Origin of the sequence: Lederbergia sp. NSJ-179 (assembly GCF_022867885.1) — a bacterium.
Classification (GTDB): Bacteria; Bacillota; Bacilli; order Bacillales; family Bacillaceae_C; genus Lederbergia.
On the sequence record NZ_JALIFP010000009.1, the window covers coordinates 110,992 to 127,063 of the forward strand.

General features: G+C 39.2%; 13 protein-coding genes, 2 pseudogenes and 1 riboswitch. Of the genes and pseudogenes, 5 read left to right on the forward strand and 10 right to left on the reverse strand.

All coding sequences use genetic code 11. From position 1 onward, the window contains the following. Nucleotides 1-27: 27 nt before the first annotated feature. From MUB24_RS09390 to MUB24_RS09400, 3 genes are all read right to left on the reverse strand, one after another. Complete coding sequence (locus MUB24_RS09390) at nt 28-240, reverse strand: hypothetical protein (RefSeq protein ID WP_244703372.1); 213 nt, start codon at nt 238-240, stop codon at nt 28-30. 293 nt (nt 241-533) lie between these two features. Beyond that, nucleotides 534-1,724, reverse strand: coding sequence for an MFS transporter (locus MUB24_RS09395; protein WP_244703374.1), 1,191 nt, complete (start codon nt 1,722-1,724; stop codon nt 534-536). Nucleotides 1,725-1,841: 117 nt separating this feature from the next. Continuing rightward, nucleotides 1,842-2,426, reverse strand: coding sequence for a TetR/AcrR family transcriptional regulator (locus tag MUB24_RS09400; protein WP_244703376.1), 585 nt, complete (start codon nt 2,424-2,426; stop codon nt 1,842-1,844). A gap of 450 nt (nt 2,427-2,876) precedes the next feature. Here MUB24_RS09400 and MUB24_RS09405 point away from each other — a divergent pair, with 450 nt between their 5' ends. After that, nucleotides 2,877-4,367 (forward strand): MDR family MFS transporter, encoded by a 1,491-nt coding sequence (locus MUB24_RS09405; protein ID WP_244703378.1) that lies wholly within the window; start codon nt 2,877-2,879, stop codon nt 4,365-4,367. Between the two features lie 1,022 nt (nt 4,368-5,389). On the opposite strand, the gene MUB24_RS09415 is transcribed toward MUB24_RS09405, so the two are convergent. Next, nucleotides 5,390-5,581, reverse strand: coding sequence for a hypothetical protein (locus MUB24_RS09415; RefSeq protein ID WP_244703380.1), 192 nt, complete (start codon nt 5,579-5,581; stop codon nt 5,390-5,392). A 123-nt stretch (nt 5,582-5,704) separates the two neighbouring features. Here MUB24_RS09415 and MUB24_RS09420 point away from each other — a divergent pair. The 4 genes and pseudogenes from MUB24_RS09420 to MUB24_RS09435 all read left to right on the forward strand — a co-directional run. After that, nucleotides 5,705-6,799 (forward strand): annotated as a pseudogene (locus tag MUB24_RS09420) (IS1380 family transposase); the annotation flags it as partial. Further along, entirely contained in the window at nt 6,759-7,673 is a 915-nt protein-coding gene (locus MUB24_RS09425; protein ID WP_244703382.1) for a transposase family protein, read from the forward strand. The pseudogene MUB24_RS09420 and the gene MUB24_RS09425, both read left to right, overlap by 41 nt. A gap of 17 nt (nt 7,674-7,690) precedes the next feature. Then, entirely contained in the window at nt 7,691-8,065 is a 375-nt protein-coding gene (locus MUB24_RS09430; protein WP_244703384.1) for a hypothetical protein, read from the forward strand. Nucleotides 8,066-8,310: 245 nt separating this feature from the next. Next, nucleotides 8,311-8,410, forward strand: a riboswitch (purine riboswitch). 77 nt (nt 8,411-8,487) lie between these two features. Then, nucleotides 8,488-9,668: pseudogene (locus MUB24_RS09435) on the forward strand (MFS transporter). Between the two features lie 153 nt (nt 9,669-9,821). Here MUB24_RS09435 and MUB24_RS09440 read toward each other — a convergent pair. The 6 genes from MUB24_RS09440 to MUB24_RS09465 all read right to left on the reverse strand — a co-directional run bounded on the left by MUB24_RS09440 (nt 9,822) and on the right by MUB24_RS09465 (nt 16,057). Next, nucleotides 9,822-10,589, reverse strand: coding sequence for a MerR family transcriptional regulator (locus MUB24_RS09440; protein ID WP_244703386.1), 768 nt, complete (start codon nt 10,587-10,589; stop codon nt 9,822-9,824). Nucleotides 10,590-10,774: 185 nt separating this feature from the next. Continuing rightward, nucleotides 10,775-11,917: an ABC transporter permease gene (locus tag MUB24_RS09445; RefSeq protein WP_244703387.1), complete on the reverse strand. Its 1,143-nt coding sequence runs from the start codon at nt 11,915-11,917 to the stop codon at nt 10,775-10,777. Further along, nucleotides 11,918-13,036: an ABC transporter permease gene (locus MUB24_RS09450; RefSeq protein ID WP_244703389.1), complete on the reverse strand. Its 1,119-nt coding sequence runs from the start codon at nt 13,034-13,036 to the stop codon at nt 11,918-11,920. Between the two features lie 16 nt (nt 13,037-13,052). After that, nucleotides 13,053-13,991, reverse strand: a complete 939-nt coding sequence (locus tag MUB24_RS09455) for an ABC transporter ATP-binding protein (RefSeq protein WP_244703391.1) — start codon at nt 13,989-13,991, stop codon at nt 13,053-13,055. Between the two features lie 312 nt (nt 13,992-14,303). Next, nucleotides 14,304-15,413 carry a sensor histidine kinase gene (locus MUB24_RS09460; protein WP_244703393.1) on the reverse strand — a complete coding sequence of 370 codons (1,110 nt, stop codon included), beginning with the start codon at nt 15,411-15,413 and terminating at the stop codon, nt 14,304-14,306. A gap of 2 nt (nt 15,414-15,415) precedes the next feature. Further along, the gene (locus tag MUB24_RS09465) at nt 15,416-16,057 is read right to left on the reverse strand and encodes a response regulator transcription factor (RefSeq protein WP_244703395.1); all 642 of its coding nucleotides are present in this window, start codon (nt 16,055-16,057) and stop codon (nt 15,416-15,418) included. Nucleotides 16,058-16,072: the final 15 nt, after the last annotated feature.

The following is a 16,072-nucleotide window of genomic DNA, read 5'->3' on the forward strand; positions in this document are numbered from 1 at the left end:
ATAGCCAAGCTGTTTTAATCCTTCGTTTCACTGAGAATTCTTCGGCTTTTTTCCTGCCTGTGGATTCTCAAGCTTCCCTTTCAAATTGGCTTGATAATTCCAATAATTAATCGCTAATCCAGCTAATAATCCAACAATGATCACTGCATAGCCAACATTTGTCCGCGTGCTTAACCCATACCATAAAACACCAATGTATAAAAACACAACCAAAATGCGGATGGTAAAGTATTTTTTCATCTATTTGAATGTCCCCTCTCGTTATGTACCTTTATTATAACAAAAAGGGGCTTAATGCATAGAGTTCACTGTCAGTTTCTACTTACTAAAACATTTTCATTTGAATAAAGCAAACTTAGAAATGATTCATTTTCAGCATTTTGGTCAATTATGTTTCCTTTGGGAGGACCTTTTTTTATGGCTATGAAACTCATATGCTAAAGAAACCACGTTATTTATCCAAGACATCAATATCAGGTACATTCCTTGTGTGGGACAATAAAATTATTACCCTATTTCCCCTAACTTATGTTTTATTGCAGATTTCCTTGCCTATTTGAAAGGTAAATAGAGAGAAAAAAAGAAAATAAACCAACCAAGGTAATAACCCCTGCGAACCAACTTAGTGAGGTATAGGAATAATGATTGCTAATGATTAATCCTCCCATTGCTGATCCTAAGGCAATACCTAATTGCATGAAAGATGTATTCACCGCAATAATCATATCCGCTAATTTTGGAGCCAAAGATCTAAGATATGTTTGATTCGCGGGAGTCGCCGCCCAGCCAGAAGCACTCCATACCATCATGATCAGAAATAAAAAAATAGGATGTCCCCCAACCAGCGGAAGTAAAAAGAATGTAAGTACCCTACTACCTATCGTCACAAATAACGTCTTCTTGACACCCCACTTATCTACGCTGTAACCACCTATATAACTTCCTAGAATACCAAATATGCCTAAAACAAAGAACGCGATTGTAATTTTTTCCATATTAAAACCAGCCAGATGATGCAAGAAGGGTGTGAAATACGTATACAGAGAAAATTGGCCAATAAATACGAACGCACTCACCAATTGACCCATAACCATTGCGGGTTTTCGTAAGATAGAGAACTGTGTTTTTAGCGGTACTGGAGCCTCTCCTTTTACTTTTTGAGTAAATAGCCAAATTCCTAACATAGGAAGAAGCGTAACAAGCGCCACAAAAGTGAATGTCATTCTCCATCCAAATGCTTCTCCTACCACTGTTCCTAAAGGTACCCCTAAAACCAATGAAGAGCTAAATCCCATAACCGTTGTCCCGATTGCTTTCCCTGCCTTTTCGGGAGGGACTAGTTTGGCAGCAAATGCAATGGAAGATACGCTAAATATCCCGGCACTAATGGCAGCAATAATTCTTGAGATCATAAGAAAGATATAATTTGGACTAATGGCTGCAAGGACGTTACTGAGGATAAAAACGAATAACGAGAGTAATAACAGCTTTTTCCTCTCTATGCGGGAGGTTAACGTAATAAGAATAGGTGTACCTATTGCATAAATAACAGCATAAATGGTCACGAGCTGTCCCGTAGTTGCGACCGAAACTCCGAGGTCAGTGGATATCAGTTTCAACACTCCAGCAAAAACTAATTCAACTGTCCCTACAACAAACATTCCTATAGCGAGCATCAAAATGCCCAGATTCGTTTTAGAATTAATCCTTTTATTGGTCTCCACAATACCTCTCCTTTTTTGACCATTCGGTCTAATATAATCGTAAAAAAATTCAGTAAAAACAGCTATTGTAGACTGATCAGTCCAAAAAATCATAAAAAGAAAAGGGGCAGCAATAGGTTAGTCTAGGACCGAGAGTGTAATTTTAACAATATCATTTAAAACAACGGGATTCGAAGTGGATTTAGATGCAATAAATAGACTATATCGAGCATGGTTCAAAAATCGGGCAAGTGCCATAAGATCATCGTGCCGCTCACTTAATTCCCCTTCTTTTTGTGCGCGGATTAATGCTCGATAAAATGCGGATACTTCATGTTCCATGTTCGTTTCAACCAATTTTGAAATTTCCTGATCATGTGGCGCCAGTTCTACTGCCGTATTGATCATAAAACATCCTTTTTTTCGTTCTTCATCAATGAGAAATTTTACTAAATCGTAAAAAACAACCATGATGGATTCCTTTGGCGAGTCGTATCTTTCAAGCGCGTTATTTAGATACGTTATCTTCTGATCCGCATAATGTTTTAAAGAGGCTAAAAATAAGTCGTGTTTATTTCCATAGGTATCATACATACTTTGCTTTGCAATTCCCAAATGTTTCAGTAGTTCTTGAAGGGAAGTACCCTCATAGCCCCGATACCAAAAGAATTCCATTGCTTTGCTGAGAACCTTTGCTTTATCAAATTCTTTATGTCTTGCCATGTGCCTTTTCCCCTTTCTTTTAAAAGAATAACATTTTCGGAATGAATGGTCAAAAATTATAAGGCCCTTTTCCGTCTTTTTAAATGATTACCATGCTAGCAGAGGTGGTCGTTTCATTTGATTCGCACTCGAATGTCCATGAGTAGATTCCGCTTATAAGGCCTCATTTCATAATGGAAATTCATCATTTAGCGTATATAAATATGGGTAGTTTTATTTATTGACAAATTCTAGTTATTAAAGATACCATTTAAACATAAATATTTTAAAAATTGAGATGAATCATTTCTGGAGGGAAAACCTTTCTGTGAGCAACTCGCCCAGTTCATATCGTAATGTCGATGTTAGGTAGTGATGAACGTTATGATGATATTCTTATGTATAAACAAGTGCCCACCTTTATTTGGAAGCTATACATGCTAAACCAAATAAAGGAGGATTCTTATTATTATGAACATGAATCGATCGATGGTTATGATCTCTATCTTTGTCGCTACCTTTTTAGCGGCTGCAGAGTCATCGATTGTTACAACCGCCATGCCTAAAATTGTAGGTTCCCTTCAGGGCATTGAGCTTATGAATGGGGTATTTACGGTTTATTTGCTGGCCTCTACCGTTACTGTATTGATTTTCGGCAAGCTGTCCGATTTATACGGAAGGAAGCTTATTTTCGCCGTGGGCGCTGCAATTTTCTTGATCGGTTCTGCCCTGTGCGGTCTAGCCCAAACGATGGAGCAATTGATTGCTTTCCGGCTTGTTCAAGGAATCGGTGCTGGTGCTATTTTGCCGGTCACACAGACGATCATTGCGGATATTTATCCCTCGGAAGATAAACGGGCCCAGATGATTGGACTTACGGCTTTCGTTTGGGGAGGATCGGGTGTGATTGGGCCTCTGCTCGGCGGTTTCTTCGTCGATTATGTCTCCTGGCATTGGATTTTCTTTTTCAATATTCCATTTGGTCTGGCGGCCATCCTTCTCATGGTGATGTTTCTACAAGAGAAGATTGAGAAAAGCAAAAAAACAATTGATTACTGGGGTATCCTTACCTTCTCATTAAGCATGCTATCTTTATTATATGCGGTTCAGAAGGGTGGGGAGGGGCATTGGCTATCGGGGCAGGTCCTTTGGTGTATCGCCGCTTTCGTCGTGTTGATGGGGTTATTTTTATGGATAGAAACGAAAGCAAAGGAACCGATCTTACCCTTGTACATGTTTCGGGAGCTTAAAATCTTGTCAGCCAACTTCATTCAATTTCTCGTGAATGCGATCATGATGGGAACGTTAGTGTATATGCCGATGTGGTTCCAAGGAGGATTGGGAACGGGAGCAATGGAAGCAGGACTCATGCTCGCTCCCTTAGCGATTTTCTGGGCATTCGGTTCCTACCTATGCGGGAAAATGCTTGTGCAACAAGGGATAAGAGTAACCTCGTTCACAGGCAATATGATCTTGATTCTATGCGGAGTGTGGCTGGCGGCGATGCAATTAACGAGCAGTTCGTATGGCTTTTACTTGATTTCCGCATTGCTCGGCATTAGTTTTGGCATCACCGTGACCTTGTATACCGTTGTCGTTCAATCCGCAGTCGATTCTTCCTTAAGCGGAGTGGCAACAGCGACCAATTCTTTGTTTCGTTCGTTAGGACAAATGTTGGGGGCTTCCGTGTTCGGCAGCTACTTTAACTCCCGGATTGTTCAGCACATGGCGACCGAAAACTTGGAAAGTGCGGATATCAATCAAATGAACAGATTGATCAACGCATCAGGCACCGATCAGCTTTCCCCTTCGATGCTTTCACAATTGCAAGATATTCTTGTTTCCAGCATCCATGATGTTTTTATCGTGTTTCTGGGGTTAGCCATAGTGTGTGTGTTAGCAACGCTGTTATTGCCAAAATCCAATCATAGCGGAGCGGATAGTGTAACCAAGTCCCAATAAGCAGTTTCGGATAAGGTCAACCTGGAGTGGAATTTCAGGTTGACCTTTTTTCTAATTGGGGTAGCGTGTAAATGCAGTTTTAAAAAAGTTTGATCAGTTATAATAAAGTTTCAAAAAAAAAAATAAAGCAATCTTCTTTCAGCTTTGAGGAGTAAAAATTCTTCGAGATAATTCACTTATTTTATCCCCCTAAATTTTGATAAATATAGGATAATTTAACTGTATTTATCATGATTTAGGGGGATTTATGGATGATTACAAGAACCTGAATCCGTGACTAAGTACTTCGGACAAAAAAAGAGCGGTTTCACCTATTTCGCTCTTATTCCAAAAGGGTAATTACGATCAAATTCAAATAAAATATTCCTTTTTCTTTAGTTGTCTTTTTTTGAAGGCATGTTGAAATAAGCCTTATGATCACTCGTTTTTTCAAAGGCTTCGTCACCAATCTTATTTTATTTAGCAGTAAAAGTGGCTTAATAAAATGCACAATACAGCTTCTTAAATACGGTATACCAAAGATTATCTTTATTGAATTTCAATTTCCACTGTCTTCCACTGTTGACAAGTTTCGAGGCTAAGGTGATTATATTTTGAATTACTGTTCGTATACGGCGCCTTTTTACATTTTTCCTTAGGGGGACATCATTGTCTTTTAGACTTTCTTGCCCTACCATACGTAACAAATTATAAGAGGTTGTTCAAAAAGTACCCTACTTAAATGAAATTAAAGTCTGATAAAACCCAAATGTACATTCTAATCTGTTATTTAGGTAGATTTGGGAGATACGCTTTAAATAATTAAATGTTCAGTGAATTATCTCCTGAAAAAGGCTAAAAAAGGGCATACTCTCCCCTTGGCCATAAATAGCTTTTAAAAAAAAATAAAACTATCCGATCTAGATGGAATTTAGGCAACCAAAGGTAACGACATCTGTTCCACCTGCTGCATTTGTAATTCCTTTATCTTTTCAACATGATTTTCGGGTAAAATCGTTGCACGCACATGCTTGATGATACGTTCAATTAACCTGAACATGTCTCTCATGATGAAAAAGGATACGGAAATAAGTCCTCGGACCAACCTTATAAAGTGGGTTTACCTTTTCAAAAACAATGGAGTCGTCTACATGATCAATGTAATCTATTAATTCCGCATCAAAGCCGAGTGTGTTATAATAGTGAAAGGGAATTAGTTCCAATTGTAATTCCATGAAAATGCACCTTGCAAATCGGTATTTTTGATTGTGTTGTTACTTTCATTTTACCATATTTTGCTAAAGGTGCATTTTTATTTTTCGTGAAAAATAAGGGCTTTTTGAACACCCTCTACTAGCGAACGTATTACAGCGCATACTGGTTTAGCCGTTATTGGCAATCTTTTATATCACACTTCTTTGTCACAACGATTGAATCAAGCACAACCAAGTAAAACTCAACGAAATTCAAATATCTCCAATAGGGATGTCGCCCTGTCCTATATTGGTTTACTTTGCCAAGGCAAGAATGATTTTGACCATATAGAAGCTTTCCGGGAAGACGAATTTTTCCGTTATGCTCTAAATGTCGACAATGTCCCTTCTAGTCCCACTCTCCGTCAACGATTGAATCAGGCTTCTTTAATAGATGACTGGAAGACGATCTTATTGGAAGAGTCCGCTAACCTTATTTACCGTATGGATGCAGCCATTACGCCTGTCTATGTAGGGAATACACCCTATCTTCCCTTGGATATGGATGTCTCTCCTTTTGATAACTCCAATACGATGAAAGAAGGAGTTTCACGAACATACAAAGGTTCCGACGGTTATGCTCCTATGTTTGCCTATCTTGGGCAAGAAGGCTATGGGGTCAACGTAGAACTACGTGAAGGGAGTGTACATTCACAAAAGGGCACCCCCGAATTTCTTCAGAAAACGATTGAGCTTGCAAGACGAATGACGAATCAACCGATTCTCCTTCGTATGGATTCAGCCTGTGACAGTGCAGATAATTTAAAAATCTGCATGATAAATAAGGTGGACTTTATCATCAAGCGTAATCCCCGGAAAGAAACAGCAGAAGATTGGCTGTCCATCGCAAAGGATAGTGGCATCTGTCTAGAGGAGCGTCCAGGCAAAAATGTATACATGGGTTACTGTCTATCCACCATTAAGGGCACTGGTGTCCCTATCCATATCGCCTTTAAGGTGATAGAGAGGGCTATTGATAAAGACGGGCAGATCTTGCTGGTTCCAGAGATTGAATTTGATACTTACTTTACTTCATTATTTGTGCCAACTGCCAAGATCGTGGAGCTATACGAATATCATGGAACGAGTGAACAATTTCACAGTGAACTCAAAACCGATTTAGATTTAGAGCGTTTACCTTCGGGCAAATTTGCGACGAATGATCTTATTCTTCATTTTGGATTGTTCGCTTATAGAGTTCGTCAAAATTCAGCGTCATTTCTTTAAAGAATTTACAAACACATTAAAAAAGATTAAAGACCCCAGGCATCAAAGCTATATCACTTATGGAGCGGAGACGATTCTATATACGATTCTCCTGAAAAATGCATTCGGCATTGATTCAATGAGAAGCATGACGGAGCGCTTCAACAAAGAAGAATGCATTAAAAATGTAAAAAAAGTTTTGGGTTTAAAACAGCTTGAAGAGCTCCCTCATTACGATACGATCAATGACTTTTTATTCAAACTGGATGGCAAAGAACTGGAGAAAGTTAGAACGTATATGATCAAGGCACTTCTAAAAAAAAGATGCTTTGAATCATATCGGATTTCGGATAAATATTGGCTCATTGTTGTGGATGGCACGGGAATCCATACTTTTAAGGAGAAGCACTGTGATCATTGCCTGAGACGGGAATACAAGGATCAAGAGATTAGGGAAACAAAGGTCATCTACATGCATCATGTGTTAGAAGCGAAGCTGGTCGTTGGAGAGATGGTGTTCAGCATTGCTTCAGAGTTTATTGAAAACGAGTCGGAAGACGCTCCCAAACAGGACTGTGAGCTAAAGGCATTCAAAAGGATGGCCAAGAAAATCAAAAGCACATTCAAACGACTGCCCATCTGTCTTTTGGGAGACAGCCTGTATGCATGTGAGCCTGTCTTTGACATCTGCCACGATAACAAATGGAAATACATCTTCCGTTTCAAGGAAGGCAGAATTAAAAGCATCGCGACTGAGTTCCAAGCCATCAAATACCTGGAAGAAAACAACAAAAAGAACAAACATGAAAAAAAGAGGGAGATCAGTTTGTTTGGACCCCCGATATTTCATATAACAACAGACGCGTGAATCTTTTGGAAGCAGTATTGAAAACAGAGGACAAAGAGTTTTTGTTTATTACGGATATCAGAATCACTAAAAGGAATGCGGAAAAACTCGTCCAAGCGGGGCGGAGTCGCTGGAAAATAGAAAACGAGGGTTTTAACCATCAGAAGAACGGGTGGCACAATATTGAACATGTGAATTCCCATAACTATACGGCAATGAAAAACCATTACCTTCTGGTGCAAATCGCCGATATCTTGGTTCAGTTGTACCTTAATGGTGCCAAGATCCTAAAGGGGCTAAAAAAATCGGCAAAAGAAAAATCCTCGGATCTGTTAGAAGCGATTCGGAGCCGCACGCTAACAGACGAGGACCTACACCAATTAAGAAAACCGATGCAAGTCAGGTTTACCTAACGGTTTTATTGTATCAAAGGAGGTGATGCTAAGGAAGAGTTTTTATAGTTATCCACAACTTTAAAGCCAAAAATAATCCATTGTGCTCGTTTTGACTTTTTTCACAGAAAAATCAATTGGTAAATTTTTACATCTGTGAATAAGTTCATTTTCTGTTTTAAGGACTAAAAAACATAAATTTACTTCTCATAGCTGACACCTGTATCCCCTGCTTGAAAAAGATATGCTAGATTGGAAAACAGCCAATTGAATATGAAACCCAAATATGTATAACCTCAATAATATGGTTTGAGGGTCTCTACCAGGAACCGTTAAATTCTGACTACAAAAAATACCCAATCATTTGTAGTCGTTTTTTTTATTTCTTTTAAATTCCCTTTGAATGTTATACGTCTATCGGGTTTCCAGCAGGAGGGATTTTAATGAATTTTAGAGTTTTTATACTTGCAGCATCTTCTGTAACAGTAGGGTTGGTGGAATTAATTGCAGGGGGAATCTTACCTGTCATTGCAAAGGATCTACATGTTGCGATAGAAGCCGCCGGACAGCTCATCACTGTTTTTGCTCTCGTTTATGCTATTTCTGGTCCTGTACTTTTATCATTAACTGCTAATATAGAACGAAAAAAGTTGTATCTTGCAGCGTTAACCGTATTTTTTCTTGGAAATGTGATGACCTATTTCAGTCCAACTTTCCCATTCATTATGATTGCCAGGATTATTACGGCTATGAGTGCGGCTTTGGTTATTGTACTTTCTTTAACCATTGCAGCAAAGATTGTTGATCCAATACATCGAGCAAAAGCATTAGGGGTTATCTATATGGGAATTAGCTCATCACTTGTACTGGGAGTTCCAATCGGAATTATGATAACCGATGCTTTTGGTTGGCGTTCCGTTTTTCTGGGAATTGCAGTCTTATCCATCATTTCTATGATCCTTATTTATACTTTTTTGGAAGAGATTCCTGCCGAAAAAATTCTTCCACTATCTGTGCAGATTAAATCACTTGGTAATTTAAAGATTATTGGTGCACATTTAGCCATGATGTTCATGTTAGCAGGGCACTACACCGTTTATGCATACTTTACACCTTTTTTAGAAACCACTTTACATTTGAATCAACACTGGATTAGCATATGCTATTTTCTTTTCGGGCTTGCAGCAGTACGCGGCGGTGCACTTGGGGGAACGCTCGCCGATTGGATTGGCTCACCAAAAAGCATGTTAATCGTTATTAGCTCTTTTGCCATTATACTCTTTGTGCTTCATACTCAACGTTTTCTTTTTTTGCATTTCTTGTTGTGATGATGGTATGGGCGGCATTAAGTTGGGCTTTGGCTCCTCCTATACAAAATTATCTTATCAATACTGATCCCGAGTCTGCTTATATTCACCAGAGCCTTAATAACTCTGCTCTTCAAATTGGGATTGCCGCAGGTTCCGGAATTGGCGGAGTGGCACTAGGCTATACAGGTTCAGTAGTAAGCACAGCCAGCATAGGTTCAGGCGTTGTGATAATTGCCCTTATATGTGCCATTTTTTCTTTATCAATATCTGGTTCCCCACAAAAAGGTCTAAATTTCAACAACCAGGATGATTGATTCGTTCAAATTGTCGGCCCCCAAAAAAGACTTTCAATAAAACGTTATTGGGTCATCGGTTCATATCAAAAACAGTCTCTGCAAAGAACGTTTGTTTTCCTGTAGAGACTGTCAGTTAAATCTTTTTTAAAACAGAAGGAACCGGTAGACTTTTTATTCCTGCTCTGTTTGGTTCATATAGTATTCCATCACTTGATTAAGCCATTTCTGCTCTTCTTCCGTGAATGGAGGGGGTGCCATGCTTTCCAGTTCTTGAATGTCCAACTTCTCCACATCTGCATCAGCAAGCTGGTGTATCACATCCTCACCCAAAAACGCAAAAGATTCTTGGAGATACGTTTGGATCATTTCTTGGACTTTTGGGTCCTCTGCAGGGCTTCCACATAATTGCTTTACTTTTTTAGAGAATTGGATAAATGATTGATCCAAGGAAACCAATTCGTTTTCCGTTTTATTGTAGATTGCTTCCATGACATCTGTTAGTTGATTTCGTTCCATCCATTCTTTTTGCCTATTTTCCGTTATCATATTATGAATGAGACTAAATAATACGGCACTGTCCACCTCCACTTCTTCCTCCAGAAGCTTAATCACTCTCTTAATGGAAATTATTGATTTTTCAATTTGATGCTTCTCTTTTTCCAGCGCCTGCAAGTGAAGGGCCAGTGTTTCATTTAAATCAACAGTAAAGCTCGGCTCATGCATCATTGAAGCAATATTTTCCAGGCTGTAACCAAGGAACTTGAGACTTAAAATTTTCTGTAAAGTTAAAATATCTTGATGACTGTAAATGCGGTGACCAGACGCCGGATCCCTTTCTGGTTGAAGCAAACCAATTTCATCATAGTAATGCAACGTGCGAATGGATAATCCTGTTTTTTCGGCAAACTCCCCAACAGAATATTTCTTATGCTCTTTCATCAAAAATCCCCCCAGAACAATTTGTACTCATTATAAAGCCTCACGCAACTGGAGGTGCAAGCGGAATTGGGGAAACAAAAGTGCAACTTCATCACCCCTGCATGATTGACAAATACTATCTAAACGGCAAATAGAATATTTCAGCCCTGGATTAATTTAAATCTATTAAGGAAGGATTTCTTTTTTTAAATAAAGCTTTTTGTACTGTTATTGCGGCTAAACTTATAAATGGCAACAAGAAAGAAGGCCGCGGCGAAGGCAAACAAGATGAGAAGGTTTAAATACAAGCTGCCAAATGTGCTTCCGTCCTGCAGTTTTGTCAACGTATCCAACGTCCAGCGTTGGGGCAGAAACTCGGATATCTTTTGAATGGACTTCGGCATCACTTCAACCGGCCAAAAACAACCCGACAGCATGACAGTCGGCAAAATAATCAAATTGGTCAGGGCATTCGATGCACTCCGACTATTAGAAAACGCCACAATAACCAAAGAGAGTCCAACCGAGATCAGCGAAAAAATCGCCATGACCACAAACGCCTTCCAAAATGGAACATTCAAATCAATGTGAAAGACATAAGACAGGAAAACAAGCGTAATGACGACTTGAACGAGCATCACCATCATATTCACAAGTACATTGGAAAAAATATATTTACGCGCTGTAATTGGTGTGGACAACAAACGGAAGTACGTACGATTTTCCTTTTCCGCTAAAATAATTTCCGCTAGGTTAGCAGCTGACATCATCATAATCATGATCAAAAAACCGAAGGCAGATAGTGTCATCGTTTTGCTCGTGGATGAATCCTCAAGCGTAGTCGTTTCAAATTGAAAATCCGCTTGCTGATAATGATTGTACATACGGCTGAACGTACCCGGATCCCCTTCCGCTGCCTTGCCAAGTGCAGTCAGGTTATCAATATATTGATACAAATACGATTTGACAAAACTGGTAACACTTTCCCCTTTGATCGATGTCAGGTCAATATGTTCAGGTTCTCCAGCCAGCACACTTTCAGAATAGCCTTGTTCAAAAGTAATTACACCATCAACCTTCCCTGATATCACATGTTCCTTTACATCATCTGCCTGCATTTCCTTCACTTGGATATGGTCCAGCCCTTTTAAAAAGGAAATCGTCTCAGTAGCAATTGAATCATCATCATGATTGACCACACCAAGGGTCATTTGGCTATCTTGGCCACCGTAAGCAACCAAAGCAATCAAGATACCTACAAGTGGTGTGACCAAATAAAGTAAAATATTTTTCTTGTTCCGGAATGTTGTCCGTAATGTTTTGCTCATTAACCATAGAGTATCCTTCATTTACAATCCCTCCCGTCGTCTCATCAATACAATCGAAATCAGCAAAAATAGTAAAGCAAGACCAATATTCATACCGATAGCTGGCATCATGAAGGATACATCGTTCCCATAAACGAGATTGAAAACAGCTTTATTTTCCAAAGTTAACGGAGATAGATTGCTAATAACCTTCAGAATGCCTTCTGGATTCTCGATTGGAAAATAGGCACCTCCAAAGAATGATGCCAATTGAACGACAATCATTATCACCATTGTCGGACCCGCAGGAGATTTAATCAAAAAAGAAACCCCAAGTCCAAAACTGACGGAAAAGATCACTTCAGTTAGAAGCACAAGGAATACCAAACCCAAATGATCTCCCCAATTTGCATGGAACACAAGCTTACTGATGATAACAATCAACGTAATACAAACCATATTAATGACGATACTCCCCAACACTTTCCCAATAAAAATATCACGTTTATGAATCGGGGCAATCATTAACCGGCTTGCTGTTCTACGTGTTCGTTCATGTGACATCAATTGACTTCCCGACATTGCCGAATACAGTACAATCATCGTCGTCATCACAACCGCATAATAATCCATTGAACTAGGCTGCTGTTTCGGGTGGAGTGCATGATCGTCGATGTAATCATGTTTGGATGAATCCGAAAAGACAGACTCAGCCTTCTCTGGATCCACCTTCGTAATCTCCGTCACCAGATTGTACCGTTCAACAAAAGAGGCAAGTACCCCTTGTAAAATACTCCCTTCTATACTGCGTTGATCATTCACAAACAAATGAAATCCAGATTGATCAATCGAAACGTACCCATCTGCTTTTCCTTGTTTCACTAGCTCTTTCCCGTCCATATCATCTTTTACCGGATTAAAATGAATCCCGGATTGTGCTAAATCCTTCGTAAATGATTCGAACGGTTGAGTGAGACTGTCATTCGTGTTGTCATACAGCACATCCATATCGTCAATCGAAATCTCATCATTAAATGCTCCGGTCAATGCCGTACCAAGCACAAGCATGAGCACAATGGGGAAAGCAAGCATAAATACCAGTGTCCGAATATCCCGAAATTCATGCTTAATTTCCTTCCAGGCTATTAGTAGCATGTTCATATTTGTTCCCTCCCTTCTACGAATCTCGCAAATTTCTGCCAGTTAACGTCAAAAATACGGTTTCCAGGTTCGGTTCTTTTTCATCTAGTGACCGGATTTCCAATTGGTTATTGATAAAATAATCGATAATTTGATTTAAGTTGTTCACACCTAGCTCTGTATTTATTTGCACCGTGTTTTTAACCACTTTTACATTTGCGACCCCTTGAATCTTATAGATATCATTCACATCGATCACTTCAGTAGACTTTACCTCGATGAAGATCAGCTTGGAATCCGTAATGAGCGATTTCAGTTGTTCCTTCGTTCCTTCAGCTATAATTTTTCCGTGATCAATAATCGCAATCCGACTGCAGATTTCCTCTACTTCTTCCATGTAATGACTCGTATAAATGATGGTACAGCCCATTCCATTTAGCTTGCGTACCGATTTCAATATATAGTTTCTGGATTGCGGATCAATTCCGACAGTCGGTTCATCCATAATGATCAATTTAGGCTGATGTGCAATCGCACATGCGATATTGAGCCGCCGTTTCATCCCGCCGGAAAAGGTTTTGGGATAGCTTTTCTGTTTTTCTGATAAACCAACGAACTCCAGTGCTTCCACCGTTCGATCGTGTAGCTCCTGTCCGCGCAAACCATACAAGCCTGCAAAAAAATGTACGTTTTCATAGGCTGTTAAATCCTCATAGATGGCCAATTCCTGAGGCACAAGACCGATATGTTTTTTAATATACTCATGATCTTTGTCAGTATCTTTCCCAAGAATCATGATCGAACCTTTATTTTTTCGCAATAGACCAGTGATCATATTGATTGCCGTACTCTTACCGGCTCCATTGGATCCCAAAAAACCAAATATCTCCCCTTCTGAAATAGATAAGGACATGTCATCAACAGCAATAAAATCACCGAATTTCTTTGTTAAATCATTTATTTCTAAAATATACATACGATCACCTCTCCTATTGGTATCAACCTTGTTCAAAAAGCGGGATTACATATCTCTTTTACCGTGCTCCTTGCACTCTGCAATAAGTATTAGAAAAACTTGGCTTGTCACCCAGTCTTAATAGTGAAAGCCTTAGTTTTTCTTAGACTTTGAACCGATAAAATTACAATTGCTACGAAAGGAATACTTTCTTAAAAGGAATACTTTCTTAAAAGGAATACTTTCTTAAAGTATAAAAAAAAGAACGCACTAGCATAAGTGCATTCTTTCATAACTTGACATGAAGTTTTTCATGTTTTCATAATGAAAATTTCATTGTTTGGTCGGTAGCAAGGTTGTCACCGAGAATCCATCTCTGCCATCAATGATGACTTTTCCATCAATCGTGGCAGTCCGCTCCTCCATCCCGATAATGCCTAACCCTTTTTCAATTTTTTCGACGCCTTTGCCATTATCCTTCACTTCAACCTTAATCAACTTGTTCAAGACTTGTACATCGACCGCGATCTGAGTATTCCCCTCCGCATATTTCAGCGAATTTGTTAATGCTTCTGTTACATTCTCCTGAATAATTTTCCATTGGATCGGGGTGATCCAATCCACATTCCCGTTATAGGTTAGGACGGTACGTTTATGATGCTTGGCTGAAAATTCATCAATATACATTTTCAAGCGGTTAATTCCCACCTGCTCGGTTGGTGGTTTCATATTTTTTAATGTTAACCGAATGCTGTCAATGCCATCTTGGGTGATGCCAATCGCATTTTGCAGTAACACTAACGCCTTTTCCTGGTCTACCTTCACTAGTCTCTTTGCTGCTTCCATTTGAATAAGTGCTCCTGTAATCGAATGCCCGATCTTATCATGGATTTCCTGAGAGATTCTGTTTCGTTCCTCCAATTTAAACGTATAGGCGGATTGTTTGATATACGCATCACTGTCATTGATTTGCTTTATTAGCTTTTGTTGCTTAATATGCAAAGTGTCCAACTGGCTTTCCCTTTTCAAAAGCTTCGAATGGTAAATCACGCCCATTGTATACGTCAAGAACGTATAAATCGTTACTAATACATATTCTGCTTGCATATCCGATTGCACATAAAAGGCAGGAACAACTGCTAAAATGAAGGCTAATACTTTTTGCTTCGTCCATATGTTCAGCAATTCTACAATCGATAACGGTAAAAGCAATAGGAATAATGGATATACATAAATACTGCCAATAATAGATAAAGCACTGGAAGTAAGCAAAAACAATGTGATTAGAACACGCTGGGTTAAAAGGTGCGAACAAATATTGATGCAAAGGTAGATCAGGAGCAAAAACACAGCCCATGAAGTACCTATCGTTTCCTTGTAAACAAGGGTTAGCACGATATAGAAAATGAGAATCAGTTTATTGATAATCGCCCAACGTTCCATTGTTAATACACTTTTCCTGTCAGGTAATAAACGGCGATTTGGGTACGATGCTTCAGCCCTGTTTTGTCTAAAATAGACGTGATATAATTGGCAACCGTTCCTCCCGAGATATACATTTGTTCCGATATTTCCTTATTAGAGTACCCTTTGGCAATAAAGGCCATAATCTCCAGCTCCCGCTGCGTGAATAATGATGTGTCGATCTTCGCCTCGGATACGTGCTGATCGTTTGATAATGTAGACTTGATTTTATCCAGCATTTCATCTTGGATAATGCTTGTGCCATGGTAGACGCTTTTTAACGCATCTCGTATCCGTTCGGGATCATTATTCTTTAACAAATACCCTTTTGCACCATTTTTAATGGCACCAAGTATGTAGTCATCATCATCAAATGTAGTCAAAATGACTGGTTTTGTTTTCGTGGAGGCTACAATCTGCTTTGTTGCTTCCACACCGTTCATACGAGGCATACGTACATCCAATAAAGCAATATCGACATCATGTGTCCTGCAATATTTTACAGCTTCTTCCCCATCATTGACTAACGCCAACACATCAAACTCTTCATAACTCGTTAAAATGATCTTCAAGCCTTCACGAATAAACGGGTTATCATCCGCGATGATTATTTTAATGGCCATCCCCAAACCCCCTTC